Here is a 14,989-nt window from a genome sequence, read left to right as displayed (position 1 = left end):
CCGCATCCGGCCGCTCGCCGTCCTGCCCGGTAGCAGGCGTCATGCCGCCTGTCCCGCATTCCCCAACGCCGCCCGCATCCGCTCCATCAACGCGAGCACTTCCGGCCGACTCTCCCCCTTCGCATGCACGAAGTGATACCGGAGCAACGAATCGACCTCGTGGCGGCTGACCCGCACCAGCGCGCTGCGCCCGAGATACGCATCCGCGAGCGGCGTGCGCGCCAGCGCCACGCCGAGCCCCGCTTCGGCCGCCGCGAGCACGAGGTTGTAATCCTCGAAGCGGCGATCCTGCGCGCGCGGCTTGAACGCGATGCCGAGCGCGTCGAACCACGTGCGCCATCCGGTCACGTCGGAGTCGTGCAGCAACGGCATCTCGAGCAGCGCGGCATCGCCGCCCCGACGGCGCAGCGTGGCCAGTTGCGCGGCGAGCCGCGGATGCGCGACCGGGTACAGCGTCTCCGGCATGAACGGGCGCGTGTCGAGCTGACGCCAGTTGCCGCGCCCGTACCGGATCGACAGGTCCGCTTCGCCGCCGGCGATATCCACGTTGCGCAGGCCGATATGCAGATCAATCTGCAACGCCGGCTCCGCCTGCTCGAGCACGTGCTGCCGCTCGAACAGCCACAGCTGCGCGAATGCCGGCACCACGCTCATCCGCACGAGGCGCGGCGTACGCGGCGAGCGCCACTGGTCGGCCGCGCTGTCGATGATCGCGAACGCCTGCTCGATCCGGCCGACGAAGCGCTGCCCGTCCGGCGTCAGGCGCACGCCGCGCGCGTGACGCTCGAACAGCGCGAGGCCCAGCCAGTTCTCGACGGCGGCCACGCGCCGGCTGATCGCGCCGTGCGTGACGCCGGACACCTCGGCCGCCGCGAGAAACGAACCCTGGCGCGCGACCGTGCAGACCGTCTCCAGGCTCGCGAGCGGCGGCCGCGGCCCCGGCGCCGAGGCCGACAGCGCGTCCGCCGCCCGACGGGAATGCGCCGCATCGTCCGCCCGCCGCCGAACCAAGCTGTGAGCCATATTCATACCTGCATGTTGATCTGTGCGGTAGCTTAGCATCTCGCCACGCCGCACCATGCGCACATGAATACGATTTCCTCGTCGTCGCGCAGCGCGCGACAACCGCTCATCGCGGCTGGCGCGGTCGCCTTCACGATCGTCTCGTGGGCATCCGCATTCCCGTTCATCCGGATCGGCCTGCACGGGCTCGCCCCGCTGCAGCTCGCCGCGGCGCGCTTCGCGACCGCCGCCGTGCTCGTGATCGCGTGGCTTGCGTGGCGGCGCCCGCCGATCCCCGCGAAAGGCGATGCGTTGCGCTTTCTCGCGTGCGGCTTCCTCGGCATCGCGCTCTACAACGCGCTGCTCAATACCGGCGAGCAGACCGTGTCGGCCGGCGCGGCGAGCTTCATCGTGAACACGCTGCCGATCTTCACGGCGCTGCTCGCTGCCGTGTTCCTGCACGAGCGCTTCAATCGCTGGGGCTGGCTCGGATCGCTGATCAGCCTCGCCGGCATCGCGGTGATCGCGCACGGTCAGCCGGGCGGCCTCGTGCTCGGCTCTGGCAGCACGCTGATACTCGGCGCGGCGCTGTGCTCGGCCAGCTATTTCGTCCTGCAGCGGCGCATGATCCCCGTGTACGGCGCACTGCCCTGCGCCGCCTACACGCTGCTGGCCGGTGCGCTGCTGCTCACGCCGTGGCTGCCCGGCGCGCTGGCGGCGCTCGGCGGCGCGTCGCGCGATACGGGGTTCGCGGTGCTGGTGCTCGGCGTGTTTCCGGCCGCGCTCGGCTACGCGACCTGGACCTTCGCGCTCGGCCACTTCGGTGCGGCACGCGCCGCCAACTTCCTCTATCTGACGCCGGCGGTCGCGACGGTGTTGTCAATGGCGCTGACGGGCGAGCGGCCCGGTATCGAGACGGTGTGCGGTGGCCTGCTGGCGATTGCGGGCGTGATCTTCGTGGCGCTGCGCGGGCGGACGTAGGTGCGAGGCGATCGCTGGCGTGACCGGATAGCGATACCGGCCCGAACGATCCGGCAGCACACGGCCGGTCAAGCCCCCCGCATCTGCGAAACGGAAATATACACGCTGTGCGGGACACGCTGCACCGATTCGCGGATGCGGCCCGGCTTGACCGTTAGTTGCGTTAGCTGCATGGCGATCGTGCGGACAGCCAGAAACTGTGCAGACAAATCGACCGAACAGTTCCCGATTGATTGCATCGCACTGTCCATGGTCATCGACATCGGCCCGGTCGAATAATCGAAGCCATCGACAGTGCAACACGGTGGCGCCGGCGTAACCGACGATAAAACGGCCATGCCATCGCCTCACATTTGCGCAGGCTTACGTAATTCGCCGACGCGTGCGGAAACAGGTTCGGATATATTCATACCAATTGCGCGTCGCCTGACGACACTGCCCGCTCGCCCGGGCAACGCTCGACGTCGACGTTTTCGTCGCAGTCGACGGCCGGCGACATGCAAGCCTGACCCGTCACGGGTCATGGAGACTCGCCCGGCAGACCGACCGCCTCACAAGGGTTTCCGGCTGGCCGGGCGTCAATAGAAATATCAATCAACGGAGATGGCAGATGGAACGAAGCACTGTCGGCATGCGCTGCAAACCCCTGATTACCGTCGCACTGGCTGCCGCCGCGTTCGCGGCCGCGTCGGGCGCGATGGCCGATCAGGTCGTGAAGATCGGCAGCGTCGAACCGACGACGGGCGGCATTTCGCACCTCGGCAAGGACAACGAGAACGGTGCGCGCCTCGCAGTCGAGGAAATCAACGCGAAGGGTCTCACGATCGGCGGCCAGAAGATCACGCTGCAACTGGACGCGCAGGATGACGCGGCCGACCCGCGCCAGGCCACCCAGGTCGCGCAGAAGCTCGTCGACGACAAGGTCGTCGCCGTCATCGGCCATCTGAACTCGGGCACGTCGATCCCGGCCTCGAAGATCTACAGCGATGCGGGCATCGTGCAGATCTCGCCGTCGGCCACCAACCCGACCTACACGCAGCAAGGCTTCAAGACCACCTACCGCGTAGTCGCGACCGATGCGCAGCAAGGCCCGGCGCTCGCGAGCTACGCGCAGTCGAAGGGCGTGAAGAGCGTGGCGGTGGTCGACGATTCGACCGCATACGGCCAGGGCCTCGCGAACGAGTTCGAGAAGAAGGCGAAGGCGCTCGGCCTGAAGGTGCTGTCGCACGACGCGACCAACGACAAGGCCGTCGACTTCCGCGCGATTCTCACGAAGATCAAGGGCGAGAACCCCGACGCGATCATGTACGGCGGCATGGACGCCACCGGCGGCCCGCTCGCGAAGCAGGCGAAGCAGCTGGGCCTGCGCGCGCGGATCCTGTCCGGCGACGGCGTGTGCACCGACTCGCTGGCCGATCTGGCCGGCCCGGCGGCCGACAACGTGCTGTGCTCGCAGGCCGGCGCGGCGCTCGAGAAGATGCCGGGCGGCGCGGCATTCCTCGCCAAGTACCAGAAACGCTTCAACCAGGGCATCAAGTTCGATGCGCCGTTCGCGTACGACGCGGTCTACATCGCGGTCGACGCGATGAAGCGCGCGAATTCGACCGATCCGGCGAAGATCCTCGCCGCGATGCCGTCGACGAAGTATGACGGCGTGATCGGCACGACGACGTTCGACTCGAAGGGCGACCTGACGCACGGGATCATCTCGATCTACGGCTACAAGGGCGGCAAGAAGACCTTCCTCGACCAGGTGAAGATGTAACTCCCCGCGACGCCGGCACGACGGGAACGCCGCCCGTCGGCGCCGGCGCCGCGCGGGCCGATTCAAGTTTTGCGGAGATGAAGCAACATGTGTGCAATGGCGTATGCGGAATTTCAACAGGAGTTGAAGAAAGCACAGTTGACGGCGCGCGAGTTCGCCCGTCTGATCCGGATGAACGAAAGTTCCATCACCAACTATTCGAGCAAGGGCACCGTCCCTTCTCACCTCGCGGTCATCGCCACACTCATCGGCGCGCTCGCCGCGCACGAGATTGATTTCCGGCACGTGATCGGCAACACGGACATCGAGCCGAAACGGCCTCGCGGCGTCGGCGCGTTTCCGGCGGCGGCCAAGCCGCGCGCCCGCACCAGCGGGTCATGAACCGCCGCGGCCCGGCCGCGACGCCTGCTCCGACCGCTGCGTCCGCGCCGTCTGCATGACGGATGACGGCGAGCCCGGCCTGAAAGAAGCCGCGCCCGCCGTCGACGAACGTTACGCGATGGCCGCGGATCGCGCCGGCATCCGGTACGCGTCCAGCAGCCGCTCCCGTTTTTTCTCCGCCGCCGCGACGTTGCGCGCCTTCACGTGGCCGAAGCCGCGAATGTCGTCGGGAAGGCTGGCGAGTTGCAGCGCGACCGGCAGGCGTTGCGCATCGAGCGTCGCGCAAAACTCGTCGACGAGCGCGATGTAGTCGGCAATCAGCCGGCGCTCGCCGCGCCGTTCGTCGGTGTGCCCGAATACGTCGAACGGCGTGCCGCGCAGCCCCTTCAATTTCGCCAGCACCCGGAAGGCCGGCAGGATCCACGGGCCGAAGCGCTTCTTCTGCAGGTTTCCGTGTTCGTCACGCTTCGCCAGCAACGGCGGCGCAAGATAGAAGTTCAGCGCGTAGTCGCGCCCCGGCACGCCGTCGAACTGCTGACGCAGCTTCTCCAGATAAGCGGGATCGGCATACAGGCGCGCGACTTCGTATTCGTCCTTGTACGCCATGAGCTTCGCCAGGTTCGCCGCCACGGCGCGCGTCAGCGACAGGCCCGCCGCGCCGGCAATCTTCGACTCCGCGGCCCGAATCCGGTCGACCACGTCGCGATAGCGCCGTGCGTATGCATCGCTCTGGTACGCGCTCAGCAGCGCCTCGCGCGCGCCGATCAGCGTGTCGAGCGATTCGGGCATCCGCACCACCGTGGGCCGCTGCGCGGCAACCGGCGCGACGAGCGGCCGGACCGCCGCGGCGCCGTGATGCGCGATATAGCGCCCCAGCCTGAACGCGTGCTGATTCTTGTCGACCGACACGCCGTTGAGTTCGATCGCACGCAGCAGGCTCGTCAGTTCCAGCGGCAACCAGCCCTTCTGCCACGCGAAACCGAGCAGCAGCGGATTGCTGTAGATCGAGTCGCCCAGCAGCGCGAGCGCGAGCTGGTTGGCGTCGATGAACGCACATCCGTCGCCGATGCTCTCGCGCAGTTCGGCCTCGGTCTGCGTGCCCGGAAAGACCCATTTCGGATTCTTGACGAACTCCGCGGTCGGCGTCGCGCCGCTGTTGATCGCGGCGACCGTCACGCCATGCCGGGTGCGCGACAGCACGTCGTTCGACGCCGACACGATCGCATCGCACCCGATCACGAGCCGCGCTTCGCCCGTGGCGATGCGCGTCGCGTGCAGCGCGTCGGGCGTCGCCGCGATCTGCACGTGACTCAGAACCGCGCCGCCCTTTTGCGCGAGACCGGCCATGTCGAGCACCGTCACGCCCTTGCGTTCGAGATGCGCGGCCATGCCGATCAGCCCGCCGATCGTCACGACGCCCGTGCCGCCCACGCCCGTCACGAGTATCCCGTACGCGCCCGCCAGTGCCGGCAGCGCCGGCATCGGCAATGCATCGAAGTCGAAGCCGGCCGCGCTGCCCCCGCCCGCCGCCGCCGGCTTGCGCAACTGCGCGCCCTCGGCCATCACGAAGCTCGGGCAAAAGCCGTTCACGCAGGAAAAATCCTTGTTGCACGACGACTGGTTGATCTTGCGCTTCGTGCCGAGCGGCGTGTCGAGCGGCTCGACGGACAGGCAGTTCGACTGCACCGAGCAGTCGCCGCAGCCTTCGCACACGGCGTCGTTGATGAACGCGCGGCGGGCCGGATCGGGATACGCGCCGCGCTTGCGACGCCGCCGCTTTTCGGTCGCGCAGGTCTGGTCGTAGATCAGCACCGTCGTGCCCGCGACGTCGCGCAGCATCCGCTGAACCGAGTCCAGCCGGTCGCGATGATGCACGTCGACGCCCGCGGGCAGCGCGACGCCGGCGTCGTACTTCTCGGGCTCGTCCGTCACGATCACGATGCGCTTCGCGCCTTCCGCGCTCACCTGATGCGCGATCTGCGGCACGGTCAGCACCCCGTCGACCGGTTGGCCGCCCGTCATCGCGACCGCGTCGTTGTAGAGGATCTTGTACGTGATGTTCGCGTTCGACGCGATCGCCGCGCGAATCGCGAGCAGGCCCGAATGGAAGTAGGTGCCGTCGCCGAGATTGACGAACACATGCTTGTCGCCGGAGAAGTGCATCTGGCCGAGCCATGCGACACCCTCGCCGCCCATCTGGCTGAACGTTTCCGTCTTGCGGTCCATCCACATCGACATGTAGTGGCAGCCGATCCCCGCCAGCGCGCGCGAGCCTTCCGGCACGCGCGTCGAGGTATTGTGCGGGCAGCCCGAGCAGAACCACGGCTTGCGCTCGACGGACACGCGCGGCTTCGCCGCGTCGCGCTCCTTCGCATCGATGATCGCGACGCGCGCGAGCATGCGTGCGCGCACCTCGTCGGGCAGGTCCGCACGCGCCACACGCCGCGCGATCGCCTTCGCGATCAGGGCCGGCGACAGCTCGTAGTGCGCGGGCAGCAGCCAGTCGCCGCGCGGCACCGACCATTCGCCGCCTTCGTTGTCGCGTTCGTCGAATTTGCCGTAGATCTTCGGGCGCACGTCCTCGCGCCAGTTGTACAGCTCTTCCTTCAGCGCGTATTCGAGAATCTGGCGCTTTTCCTCGACGACGAGGATTTCCTCGAGGCCCGTCGCGAACGCACGCGCGTCCTGCGCATCGAGCGGCCACACGCAGCCGACCTTCAACACGCGCAGGCCGATCTTCGCGCAGGTTTCGTCGTCGAGGCCGAGGTCGCTCAGCGCCTGGCGCACGTCGAGGTAAGCCTTGCCCGCGGTGATGATGCCGATGCGCGGCGTCGGCGAATCGATCACGATGCGGTTCAGCCGGTTCGCGCGCACATACGCGAGCGCCGCGTACCACTTCTCGTCGAGCAGCCGCGCCTCCTGCGCGAGCGGAGCATCCGGCCAGCGGATATTCAGGCCGCCTTCCGGCATCGCGTAATCGGTCGGCGTGACGATTTCCACGCGGTCCGGATCGAGGTCGATCGATGCCGTCGATTCGATCACGTCGGTCACGCACTTCATCGCGACCCACAGGCCCGAGTAGCGGCTCATCGCCCAGCCGTGCAGCCCGTAATCCAGGTATTCCTGCACGTTGGCCGGATAGAGCACCGGAATGCCCGCCGCGATGAACGCATGCTCCGACTGGTGTGCGACCGACGACGACTTCGCCGCGTGGTCGTCGCCCGCGAGCACGAGCACGCCGCCATGCGCATCGCTGCCGGCGGAGTTCGCGTGCTTGAAGACGTCGCCGGTCCGGTCCACGCCGGGGCCCTTGCCGTACCACATGCCGAACACGCCGTCGCGCGTCGCGCCCGGCCACAGGTTGATCTGCTGCGTGCCCCAGACGGCCGTCGCGGCGAGATCCTCGTTCACGCCGGGCTGGAACACGACGTCGTTCGCCTGCAGGTGCCGCTTCGCCTTCCATAGCGACTGGTCGAGCGCGCCGAGCGGCGAGCCGCGATAGCCGGAGATGAAGCCCGCCGTGTTCAGCCCGGCCTTCAGGTCGCGCGCCTTCTGCAGCATCGGCAGACGCACGAGTGCCTGCGTGCCGCTGATGTAGACGCGGCCCTTTTCGAGCGTGTATTTGTCGTCGAGCGACACGGCATCGGTGGACGGGACGGCCGTTTCGGCCGGCATTAGGGACGCAACAGCGGGTTCTGGCGCGTTCATGGCGGGGTTGTCTCCGGAGTCATCGTGATTTTTCAGCGCAGTATAGAAAGCCGATTTGCTATCGTAAAATCACAAATAGACAATCCTGGTATCCGAAAATCAGATGGCATTCGATCTCACGCTCCGGCAGTTGCGCTACTTCGCGGCGGCCGCCCGGACCGGCCAGTTTTCGATGGCGGCGGCGAACGAACACGTGTCCCAGTCGGCGATCACCAACGCGGTGCTGGCGCTCGAACACGGGCTCGGCACACGGCTCTTCGAGCGCTTGCCGCAGGGCGTCGCGCTCACGCCCGACGGCCAGGATTTCTACAACCATGCGCGCCGCGTGCTCGACGCCGCGCGCGATGCGGTGCACAAGCCGCCGTTCCGCTCGCACGACATGCGCGGCACCGTGCGCATCGCCGCGTCGTACACGGTGCTCGGCTATTTCCTGCCGGAGTTGCTGGCCCGCTTTCGTGCGACCTATCCGTTCATCGAATTCGACCTGCGCGACATGGAGCGGGCCGATACCGAACGGGCGGTACTCGACGGCGACGTCGACATCGGCGTGGTGCTGCTGTCGAACGTCGACAAGCTGAGCCGGTTCGGCAGCCAGGTGCTGATCCGCTCGCGGCGCCAGCTGTGGGTCGCGCCGACGCATCCGCTCGCGCAGGTCGACGCGCCGTCGCTGAAGGACATCGCCGCGCATCCGTACATCCTGATCACGGTGGACGAAGGCGAACAGTCGACGCTGCGTTACTGGAAAAAGAAGGGGATCGCGCCGAACATCGCGTTTCGCACCAGTTCGATGGAGGCGCTGCGCGGGCTGGTCGCGCACGGCTTCGGCGTGACCGTGCTGTCCGACATGGTGTTCCGGCCGTGGTCGCTCGAAGGCAAGCGGATCGAGGCGCGGCCGATTCTGGACGCCGTGCCGCAAATGGACGCCGGCATGATCTGGGCGAAAGGCGCGCAGTTGAGCGGGCCGGCCGCCGCGCTGCAGCAGTTCCTGATCCACGCGTGCGGCACGTGAACCGCCGCGCGTGCAGCGGCCCGCGACGTCGGCCGCGGCACGCGCGGGCGGCCGGTCAGTGAGAAATGCGCTCGAGCGACTGGCCGAGCGTTTTCGGCCCCATCAGCCCGATCGCGAGCATGACGAGCGTCATCGCGCCGGCGATGAACACGAACACGCCGGTGATGCCGAATTCCTTCAGCATGAACGCGATGACGAACGAGCTGAACACCGCCGACAGCCGGCTCCACGAATAGACGAAGCCGACTGCGCGTGCACGAATGGCCGTCGGATACAGCTCCTGCTGATACGCGTGGTACGTGAACGAAATGATGTTGCCGGCCAGCGTCAGCAGCACGCCCAGCGACACGATCGCCACCGCCGCGGACGCCTGGCTGAACAGCAGCCCGCTCACGATATTGAGCGCGGCCATGCACACGATCACGTGCTTGCGCTCGAAGCGGTCCGCGATCCAGTAGCCGAGCAGCGGCCCGAGCGGCGCGGCAAGCCCGATGATCGTGGTGTACAGCAGGCTCGACGTCACGGTGATCCCCTGCTTGACGAGCAGCGTCGGCACCCAGTTCGCGAACCCGTAGAAACCGACGGTCTGGAAGATGTGGAAAATGACGAGCATCAGCGTGCGCGTCCGGTACGGCGGCCTGAGCATGTCGGCGAATCCCGCATCGCGCGGGACCGGGTCGGCCGGGCCGGGCTCGGGCAGCGGCCGCCCGTACTGGCGCGCGACTTGCGCCTCCAGCCGCGCGAGCACTTCGTCCGCCTCCTGAATCCGGCCCTTGCCCGCGAGCCAGCGCGGGCTTTCCGGCAGATTGCGCCGGAAGTACCAGACGAACAGCGCGCTGACTCCGCCGAGCAGGACGACCCAGCGCCAGCCGTCGACGCCGAACGGTGCCGCCGGCACCAGCAGGTACGACAGGAACGCGACGACGGGCACGGCCGCGAAGCCGACCGTCTGACAGACCGCGAACGCGCGGCCGCGCAGATGCTTCGGCGCGAGTTCCGACAGATAGGTGCCGATCGTGACCAGCTCGACGCCGATGCCCATGCCCGACACGAAGCGCCAGAAGTTCAGGCCGCTCGCGGTGTCCTGGAACGCCATCACCGTATTGGCCGCGACGTACCACAGCAACGACCACGTGAAGATCGAGCGGCGGCCGAAGCGGTCGGCGAGGAAACCGCATGCGGCCGTGCCGAGAAACAGCCCGCCGAACAGCGCGGCGATGAAGCTCGCGACGCCCGACGTGCCGAACAGCCCCGCCGTGGTCGGCGTGAGAATGCGGCTCTTGACGAGGCCGGGCGCGATGTAGCCGGTAAAGAGCAGGTCGTACAGCTCGAAGAAGAAGCCGAGGCTCAGCAGGGCGATCAGTTTCCAGACCGCGGGCGTCGCGGGCAGCCGGTCGAGTCGTGCCGAAATCGCGCCCATGCCGGCCGCCGACGCCGTCGCGGCGGTCGCGGCGGCGCCTGCGGGTTCGGCGGCGCGCAGAGTCGATGCGCGCTCCAGAATGGCCATGTCTGTCTCCTGTCTCGTCGTTGGAATGTGTGAGCGCCGCGCGTGCGGCGCCGAACCGCTTACGGGTATTGCGCCTGCAACTCGGCAAAGGACGCGATGCGGCCCGCCAGCGCGCTCGCGACGACGGTCAGCGGGCTCGCGAGCCAGACCTGGCCCGGGCCGGACCGGCCGGGGAAGTTCCGGTTGATCGCGCTGATCGTCACTTGCGCGGCGTCCGTCGATGCACCCGGCCCGCAGTTCGCGCATGCACCGCACGACGGTTGCAGTAGTACCGCGCCGACGCGCTCGAAGGTGTCGAGATAGCCGCGCCGCGCGCAGTAGTCGCGCACGTCCGACGTACCGAACTGCAGATAGAGGCTCACGTCGGCCGGTACGCGCAGCCCGCGCGCCGCCGCCCACGCCAGCACTTCGTGGTAATGGTCGAAGTCTTCGCGCTTGCCGGCCGTGCACGAACCGCCATATGCAATGTCGATACGCGGCCGTTCCGCGAGGTCGCGCAGCGCGATGCCGTTGCCCGGGTCGCCGGGCGCCGCGAGCATCGGCGTGATGCGCGTGCAGTCGATCTCGATCACGTCCGCATAGGGCGCCCCGGCATCGCTGCGCATCCACGGCTCGATCACGAAGTCGATGCCACGCCGCGCCTTCAGGAAGCGCACAGTTTCCGAGTCCGGTGCGATGATGCCTGTGAAGCCGCCGAGTTCGGCCGTCATGTTCGTGAGCGTCGTGCGCTCGTCGGTCGTCAGTTGCGCGATGGCGGCGCCCGCGAACTCGAACACCTTCCCGACACCCGAGCCCGCGCGGATCCTCGGATCGGCGAGCAGGTGCAGCACCAGATCCTTGGCCGTCACGCCGCACGGAATCGCACCGTTGTACTCGATCCGCAGCGACGGCGGCACGGTCATCCGCACCGCGCCCGTCACGAACGCATTCGCCATGTCCGTGGTGCCGACACCGAACGCGATGCAGCCGAGTGCGCCGCTGTGCGGCGTGTGCGAATCGGTACCGACCACGACCTGGCCCGGCAATGCATAACGCTCGGCCATCAGCGCGTGCGAAATGCCTTCGGAGCCCTCGTCGCCGCCGTTCTCGACTTCGGCCAGGTAACCGTGATTCGTCAGTCCGTAGTCCTGCGCGAATTGCCGGTGCGCATCCGACAGCTCGCGCACGTCCGGCAGCAGCCCGTTGCGCACGTGCAGCGCGCTGCGATGCGCGTACGACAGGTGATCCTCGAACGCGAGCATGGTCTCCGGTTGATGCAGCGACAGCGGCTTGCCGAACGCCGCGTGCAGCATGTGCGCGGCCATCCCCGTGTAGTACTCGTGGATGAAGCGCCAGTCGGCGCGCACGAACACGCCCGCGCCGGGCACGAACGCGCTGCCGGTGTCGGCCGTGCGCAGCGCGTGGCGCTCGAGAATCTTCTGTGCGAACGTGCGCGGCACGGCACTCGTCGTATCGGCCGCTTCGCCGGCCGGCTCGATCTCGCGCATCTGTTGCGCACCGTAGCGCAGCAAACCCCCGCTGCGCAGGATCGACGCGGCCAGGCTGTCGCGCGTCGCGACGAGTTCCTCGATGTCGATCGGCTCGCCGCGCCGGATGCGTTCGATCAAGCCGAAATCCGTCGACGTGAAGAGTCCGAGGTTGTCCGCGTTCTGCCGGTAAATCCGCTCGAAGCTCTTCGCGATCACGAGCCGGATGCCCGCGCAGTATTCCGCGAGCGGACTATGCTCGCGCGACGACCCCTTGCCGTAGCGATTTCCCGCCACCGTCACGCGAAAGCCGCCGGCGAGCACGGCGCCCGGTCCGACAGGATTGCGGCCGCCGGTTCGAAAGCCGAGATACGGGAAGCGGCCGAGGCGCTCGTCGAAGCGCGTCAGCACGCTCATCGGCGTGATTTCATCGGTCGAGACGTCGTCCCGCAGCGGCCCCGCCTCGGCCTGCGTCAGGTCGGCGCCGCCGAGTTGCCGTTCGACCCGCGCCGGATCGTCGCAAAGAAACAGGATCCGGCCCGCCACATCCACTGTTGCCATCTGATTTCTCCTTGAACGGAAATCTAGACGGCTGCAACAGCGGAAACGAAGTGCTCGATCGGCATTCGGGGCATCGCAAATCGCGATGTCCGCGTAAACCCCGTGGCGTCAGGTGCCCGCGAGCGCGTCGATCAGCGCCTGGACGGCCTTCAGGCGCGACGATTTCCTGAGCGCATGGACATGCAGCGCGCGCTCGCGCGCCCACGGCTCGTCGAGCGGCCTGCGCACGAACCCGTTCGATCCGGCGAACGCCGACGCCGCGCTGGTCGGAACGATGCCGATGCCGAGCCCCGCTTCGACCATCCGGCATTGCGCATCGAAGCTGTTGACCGTCACCGACAGGTTCAGCGGCATGCGCGCGGCATCGGCGCGCTCCTTGAGGGTCCGGTCGAGCGAACCGCCGGCCTGCAATGCCACGAGCGGAAAGCGCAGTACGTCGCCGAACGTCGGCGCGGGAAGCGCGGCGAGATCATGATCGAGCGGCAGCACGACCATCAGCGGATCGTCGGCGAAGTGCCACGATTCCAGCCCGCCCGGGATCTTGCCGCACGCCGAGATGCCGACGTCGGCACGGTCGTCCACGCACGCGCGGACCACCTCGTCGCTGATCTCTTCCGTCAACGCGATCTGCACGAGCGGGTAACGTGCCTGGAACGCTTTCAGCCGTTCCGGCAGGAAGCCGACGATTGCCGACGCGTTCGCATGCAGGCGCACCACGCCGGCAACCTGGCCGCTCAACGACTGGACCTCGCGCGCAAGCGACTGCAACTGGTCGTGAACCGATACGGCGCGGGAAAACGCGTGGCGACCGGCTTCGGTCAATTCGACCCCGGACGGCGAGCGGATCAGCAACGGCACGCCCATCGCCGCTTCGAGATCGGCGATGCGCCGGCTGAGCGCCGACGGCGCGATATGGTTGCGGCTGGCGGCCCGAGCGATCGAACCTTCCTGAACGACGGAAATGAACAGCTCCAGGCTGTACGGATCGATACGCATGCGGCCGGATCCTTGGGGGCTTTCGTGATGTGAGGTGGGGATGCGTGCGAACCGGCGCGGCGGTCCGTACGCAGTCATAGTAGCAGCGGGGACGCGTCGCGCCGACGCCGCCACGGCCGACGCACGTCGCGAATGCCGGTTCCGGATCCGCGGCGCGCGTCGACAGCGCCATCACGCCAGCTGATACGTCGTCTTCACCCGCGTAAAGAACTGCCGCGCATACGTTCCCTGCTCGCGCGGGCCGAGACTCGACCCGCGGTTGCCGCCGAACGGCACGTGATAGTCCACGCCCGCCGTCGGCAGGTTCACCATCACCATGCCGGCCGACGAGCGGCGCTTGAAGTCCTCCGCATATTTCAACGACGTCGTGACGATGCCCGCGGACAAGCCGAACGGCGTGTCTTCCGCCGCCGCCAGCGCCGCTTCGTAGTCGGGCACCTTCAGCACGGCCAGCACCGGCCCGAAGATCTCCTCGCGGTAGATGCGCATGTGCGGCTGCACGTCGGTAAACAGCGCCGGCGAGAAATGATAGGCATCCTTGTCGTTGTCCAGATGCGTGCCGCCGCACACCAGCGTCGCGCCCTCCTGCACGCCCGACTCGACGTACGACAGGTTCTGCCTGAGCTGGCCCGGGTCGACCACGGGACCGATATCGGTGTCGGCGCTCAGCGCATCGCCCACGCGCAACGCACGCGTGCGCGCCGCGAGTTTCTCGACGAACGCGTCGTGAATGCCGGCCGTGACGATCACGCGCGAGCTGGCCGTGCAACGCTGGCCGGTCGAGTAGAACGAGCCGTTCAGCGCGACCTCGACGGCGATGTCGAGATCGGCGTCGTCCAGCACGACGAGCGGGTTCTTGCCGCCCATCTCCAGTTGCACGCGCACCAGTCGCTCGGCCGCGATCCGCGCGACCTGTCGGCCGGTGCCTTCGGAACCGGTGAAGGTGATCGCGTCGATCTGCGGCGAACGCAGGATCGCATCGCCAACGGTGCGGCCCGGCCCGATCAGCATGTTGAACACGCCGGCCGGCAAGCCGGAGCGGGAGATGATTTCCGCGAGCGCCCATGCGGACGACGGCACCAGTTCGGCCGGCTTGAACACGACCGCGTTGCCGAACGCAAGCGCCGGCGCGATCTTCCATGCGGGAATCGCGATCGGGAAATTCCACGGGCTGATGATGCCGACCACGCCGACCGGCTGCGTGAACACGTCGACGCCCACGCCTTCGCGCACGGAATCGTATTTCTCGCCGTTCGCGCGCAGCACTTCCTGCGCGTAGAACTTGAACGAATGGCCGGCCCGGTCCACTTCGCCCAGCGCCTCGCGCACGATCTTGCCTTCCTCGCGCGACAGCAGCTCGGCCAGTTCCTGACGACGTTCGAGAATCTCGCTGCCGATGCGATCGAGAATCGTCGCGCGCAGTTGCGGGTTGCTGCGGCGCCACGTGCGGCTCGCGTTCGTGGCCGCCTGGATCGCGCGCTCGGCGAGCGCGGCATCGGCGCGCGCGAAGCGCTCGACGATCTCGGCCGGCGCCGACGGATTGCGGTTCTCGAGGAGATCGGCCTGGCTGTCCGGCTCGACGAAACGGCCGTCGACGAAGCTGGTCTTGATGA

At 67.8% G+C, this 14,989-nt stretch carries 11 protein-coding genes; 4 read left to right on the top strand and 7 right to left on the bottom strand.

Translation table 11 applies throughout. From position 1 onward, the window contains the following. Positions 1 to 39: 39 nt before the first annotated feature. Entirely contained in the window at positions 40 to 1,029 is a 990-nt protein-coding gene (locus BX604_RS22455; protein ID WP_098553087.1) for a LysR substrate-binding domain-containing protein, read from the bottom strand. A gap of 57 nt (positions 1,030 to 1,086) precedes the next feature. On the opposite strand from BX604_RS22455, the gene BX604_RS22450 reads away from it, so the two are divergent. Further along, positions 1,087 to 1,983, top strand: coding sequence for a DMT family transporter (locus BX604_RS22450; protein WP_098553086.1), 897 nt, complete (start codon positions 1,087 to 1,089; stop codon positions 1,981 to 1,983). Positions 1,984 to 2,051: 68 nt separating this feature from the next. Here the strand turns inward: BX604_RS22450 and BX604_RS22445 are convergent, their stop codons facing one another. Continuing rightward, positions 2,052 to 2,321 (bottom strand): hypothetical protein, encoded by a 270-nt coding sequence (locus BX604_RS22445; protein WP_143748076.1) that lies wholly within the window; start codon positions 2,319 to 2,321, stop codon positions 2,052 to 2,054. A 272-nt stretch (positions 2,322 to 2,593) separates the two neighbouring features. Between BX604_RS22445 and BX604_RS22440 the strand changes: the two genes are divergently transcribed. After that, a complete protein-coding gene (locus tag BX604_RS22440; protein WP_098553084.1) occupies positions 2,594 to 3,748 on the top strand; it encodes a branched-chain amino acid ABC transporter substrate-binding protein in 1,155 nt (384 codons plus the stop codon). Between the two features lie 87 nt (positions 3,749 to 3,835). Beyond that, positions 3,836 to 4,129, top strand: a complete 294-nt coding sequence (locus BX604_RS22435) for a DNA-binding protein (protein WP_098553083.1) — start codon at positions 3,836 to 3,838, stop codon at positions 4,127 to 4,129. 111 nt (positions 4,130 to 4,240) lie between these two features. Here BX604_RS22435 and BX604_RS22430 read toward each other — a convergent pair whose 3' ends face one another. Next, positions 4,241 to 7,837 carry an indolepyruvate ferredoxin oxidoreductase family protein gene (locus BX604_RS22430; protein WP_098553082.1) on the bottom strand — a complete coding sequence of 1,199 codons (3,597 nt, stop codon included), beginning with the start codon at positions 7,835 to 7,837 and terminating at the stop codon, positions 4,241 to 4,243. Positions 7,838 to 7,940: 103 nt separating this feature from the next. On the opposite strand from BX604_RS22430, the gene BX604_RS22425 reads away from it, so the two are divergent. After that, the gene (locus BX604_RS22425; protein ID WP_098553081.1) at positions 7,941 to 8,846 is read left to right on the top strand and encodes a LysR family transcriptional regulator; all 906 of its coding nucleotides are present in this window, start codon (positions 7,941 to 7,943) and stop codon (positions 8,844 to 8,846) included. A gap of 55 nt (positions 8,847 to 8,901) precedes the next feature. Here BX604_RS22425 and BX604_RS22420 read toward each other — a convergent pair whose 3' ends face one another. The 4 genes from BX604_RS22420 to BX604_RS22405 form a co-directional block, all read right to left on the bottom strand. Next, positions 8,902 to 10,353 (bottom strand): MFS transporter, encoded by a 1,452-nt coding sequence (locus BX604_RS22420; protein WP_098553080.1) that lies wholly within the window; start codon positions 10,351 to 10,353, stop codon positions 8,902 to 8,904. A 59-nt stretch (positions 10,354 to 10,412) separates the two neighbouring features. Continuing rightward, positions 10,413 to 12,380, bottom strand: a complete 1,968-nt coding sequence (locus BX604_RS22415) for an aconitase family protein (RefSeq protein ID WP_098553079.1) — start codon at positions 12,378 to 12,380, stop codon at positions 10,413 to 10,415. Positions 12,381 to 12,488: 108 nt separating this feature from the next. Next, entirely contained in the window at positions 12,489 to 13,376 is an 888-nt protein-coding gene (locus BX604_RS22410; protein WP_098553078.1) for a LysR family transcriptional regulator, read from the bottom strand. 171 nt (positions 13,377 to 13,547) lie between these two features. Next, positions 13,548 to 14,987: an aldehyde dehydrogenase family protein gene (locus BX604_RS22405; protein ID WP_218926885.1), complete on the bottom strand. Its 1,440-nt coding sequence runs from the start codon at positions 14,985 to 14,987 to the stop codon at positions 13,548 to 13,550. Positions 14,988 to 14,989 lie beyond the last annotated feature (2 nt).

It is taken from the genome of Burkholderia sp. JKS000303 (assembly GCF_002563755.1).
In the GTDB taxonomy this organism is placed as follows: domain Bacteria; phylum Pseudomonadota; class Gammaproteobacteria; order Burkholderiales; family Burkholderiaceae; genus Burkholderia; species Burkholderia anthina_B.
This window is presented reverse-complemented; position numbering and strand designations above follow the sequence as displayed.

Coding starts and splice junctions, on each gene's coding strand:
- BX604_RS22455 (WP_098553087.1), bottom strand. CDS start 1,029: ATGAATATGGCTCACAGCTTGGTTCGGCGGCGGGCGGACGATGCGGCG.
- BX604_RS22450 (WP_098553086.1), top strand. CDS start 1,087: ATGAATACGATTTCCTCGTCGTCGCGCAGCGCGCGACAACCGCTCATC.
- BX604_RS22445 (WP_143748076.1), bottom strand. CDS start 2,321: ATGGCCGTTTTATCGTCGGTTACGCCGGCGCCACCGTGTTGCACTGTC.
- BX604_RS22440 (WP_098553084.1), top strand. CDS start 2,594: ATGGAACGAAGCACTGTCGGCATGCGCTGCAAACCCCTGATTACCGTC.
- BX604_RS22435 (WP_098553083.1), top strand. CDS start 3,836: ATGTGTGCAATGGCGTATGCGGAATTTCAACAGGAGTTGAAGAAAGCA.
- BX604_RS22430 (WP_098553082.1), bottom strand. CDS start 7,837: ATGAACGCGCCAGAACCCGCTGTTGCGTCCCTAATGCCGGCCGAAACG.
- BX604_RS22425 (WP_098553081.1), top strand. CDS start 7,941: ATGGCATTCGATCTCACGCTCCGGCAGTTGCGCTACTTCGCGGCGGCC.
- BX604_RS22420 (WP_098553080.1), bottom strand. CDS start 10,353: ATGGCCATTCTGGAGCGCGCATCGACTCTGCGCGCCGCCGAACCCGCA.
- BX604_RS22415 (WP_098553079.1), bottom strand. CDS start 12,380: ATGGCAACAGTGGATGTGGCGGGCCGGATCCTGTTTCTTTGCGACGAT.
- BX604_RS22410 (WP_098553078.1), bottom strand. CDS start 13,376: ATGCGTATCGATCCGTACAGCCTGGAGCTGTTCATTTCCGTCGTTCAG.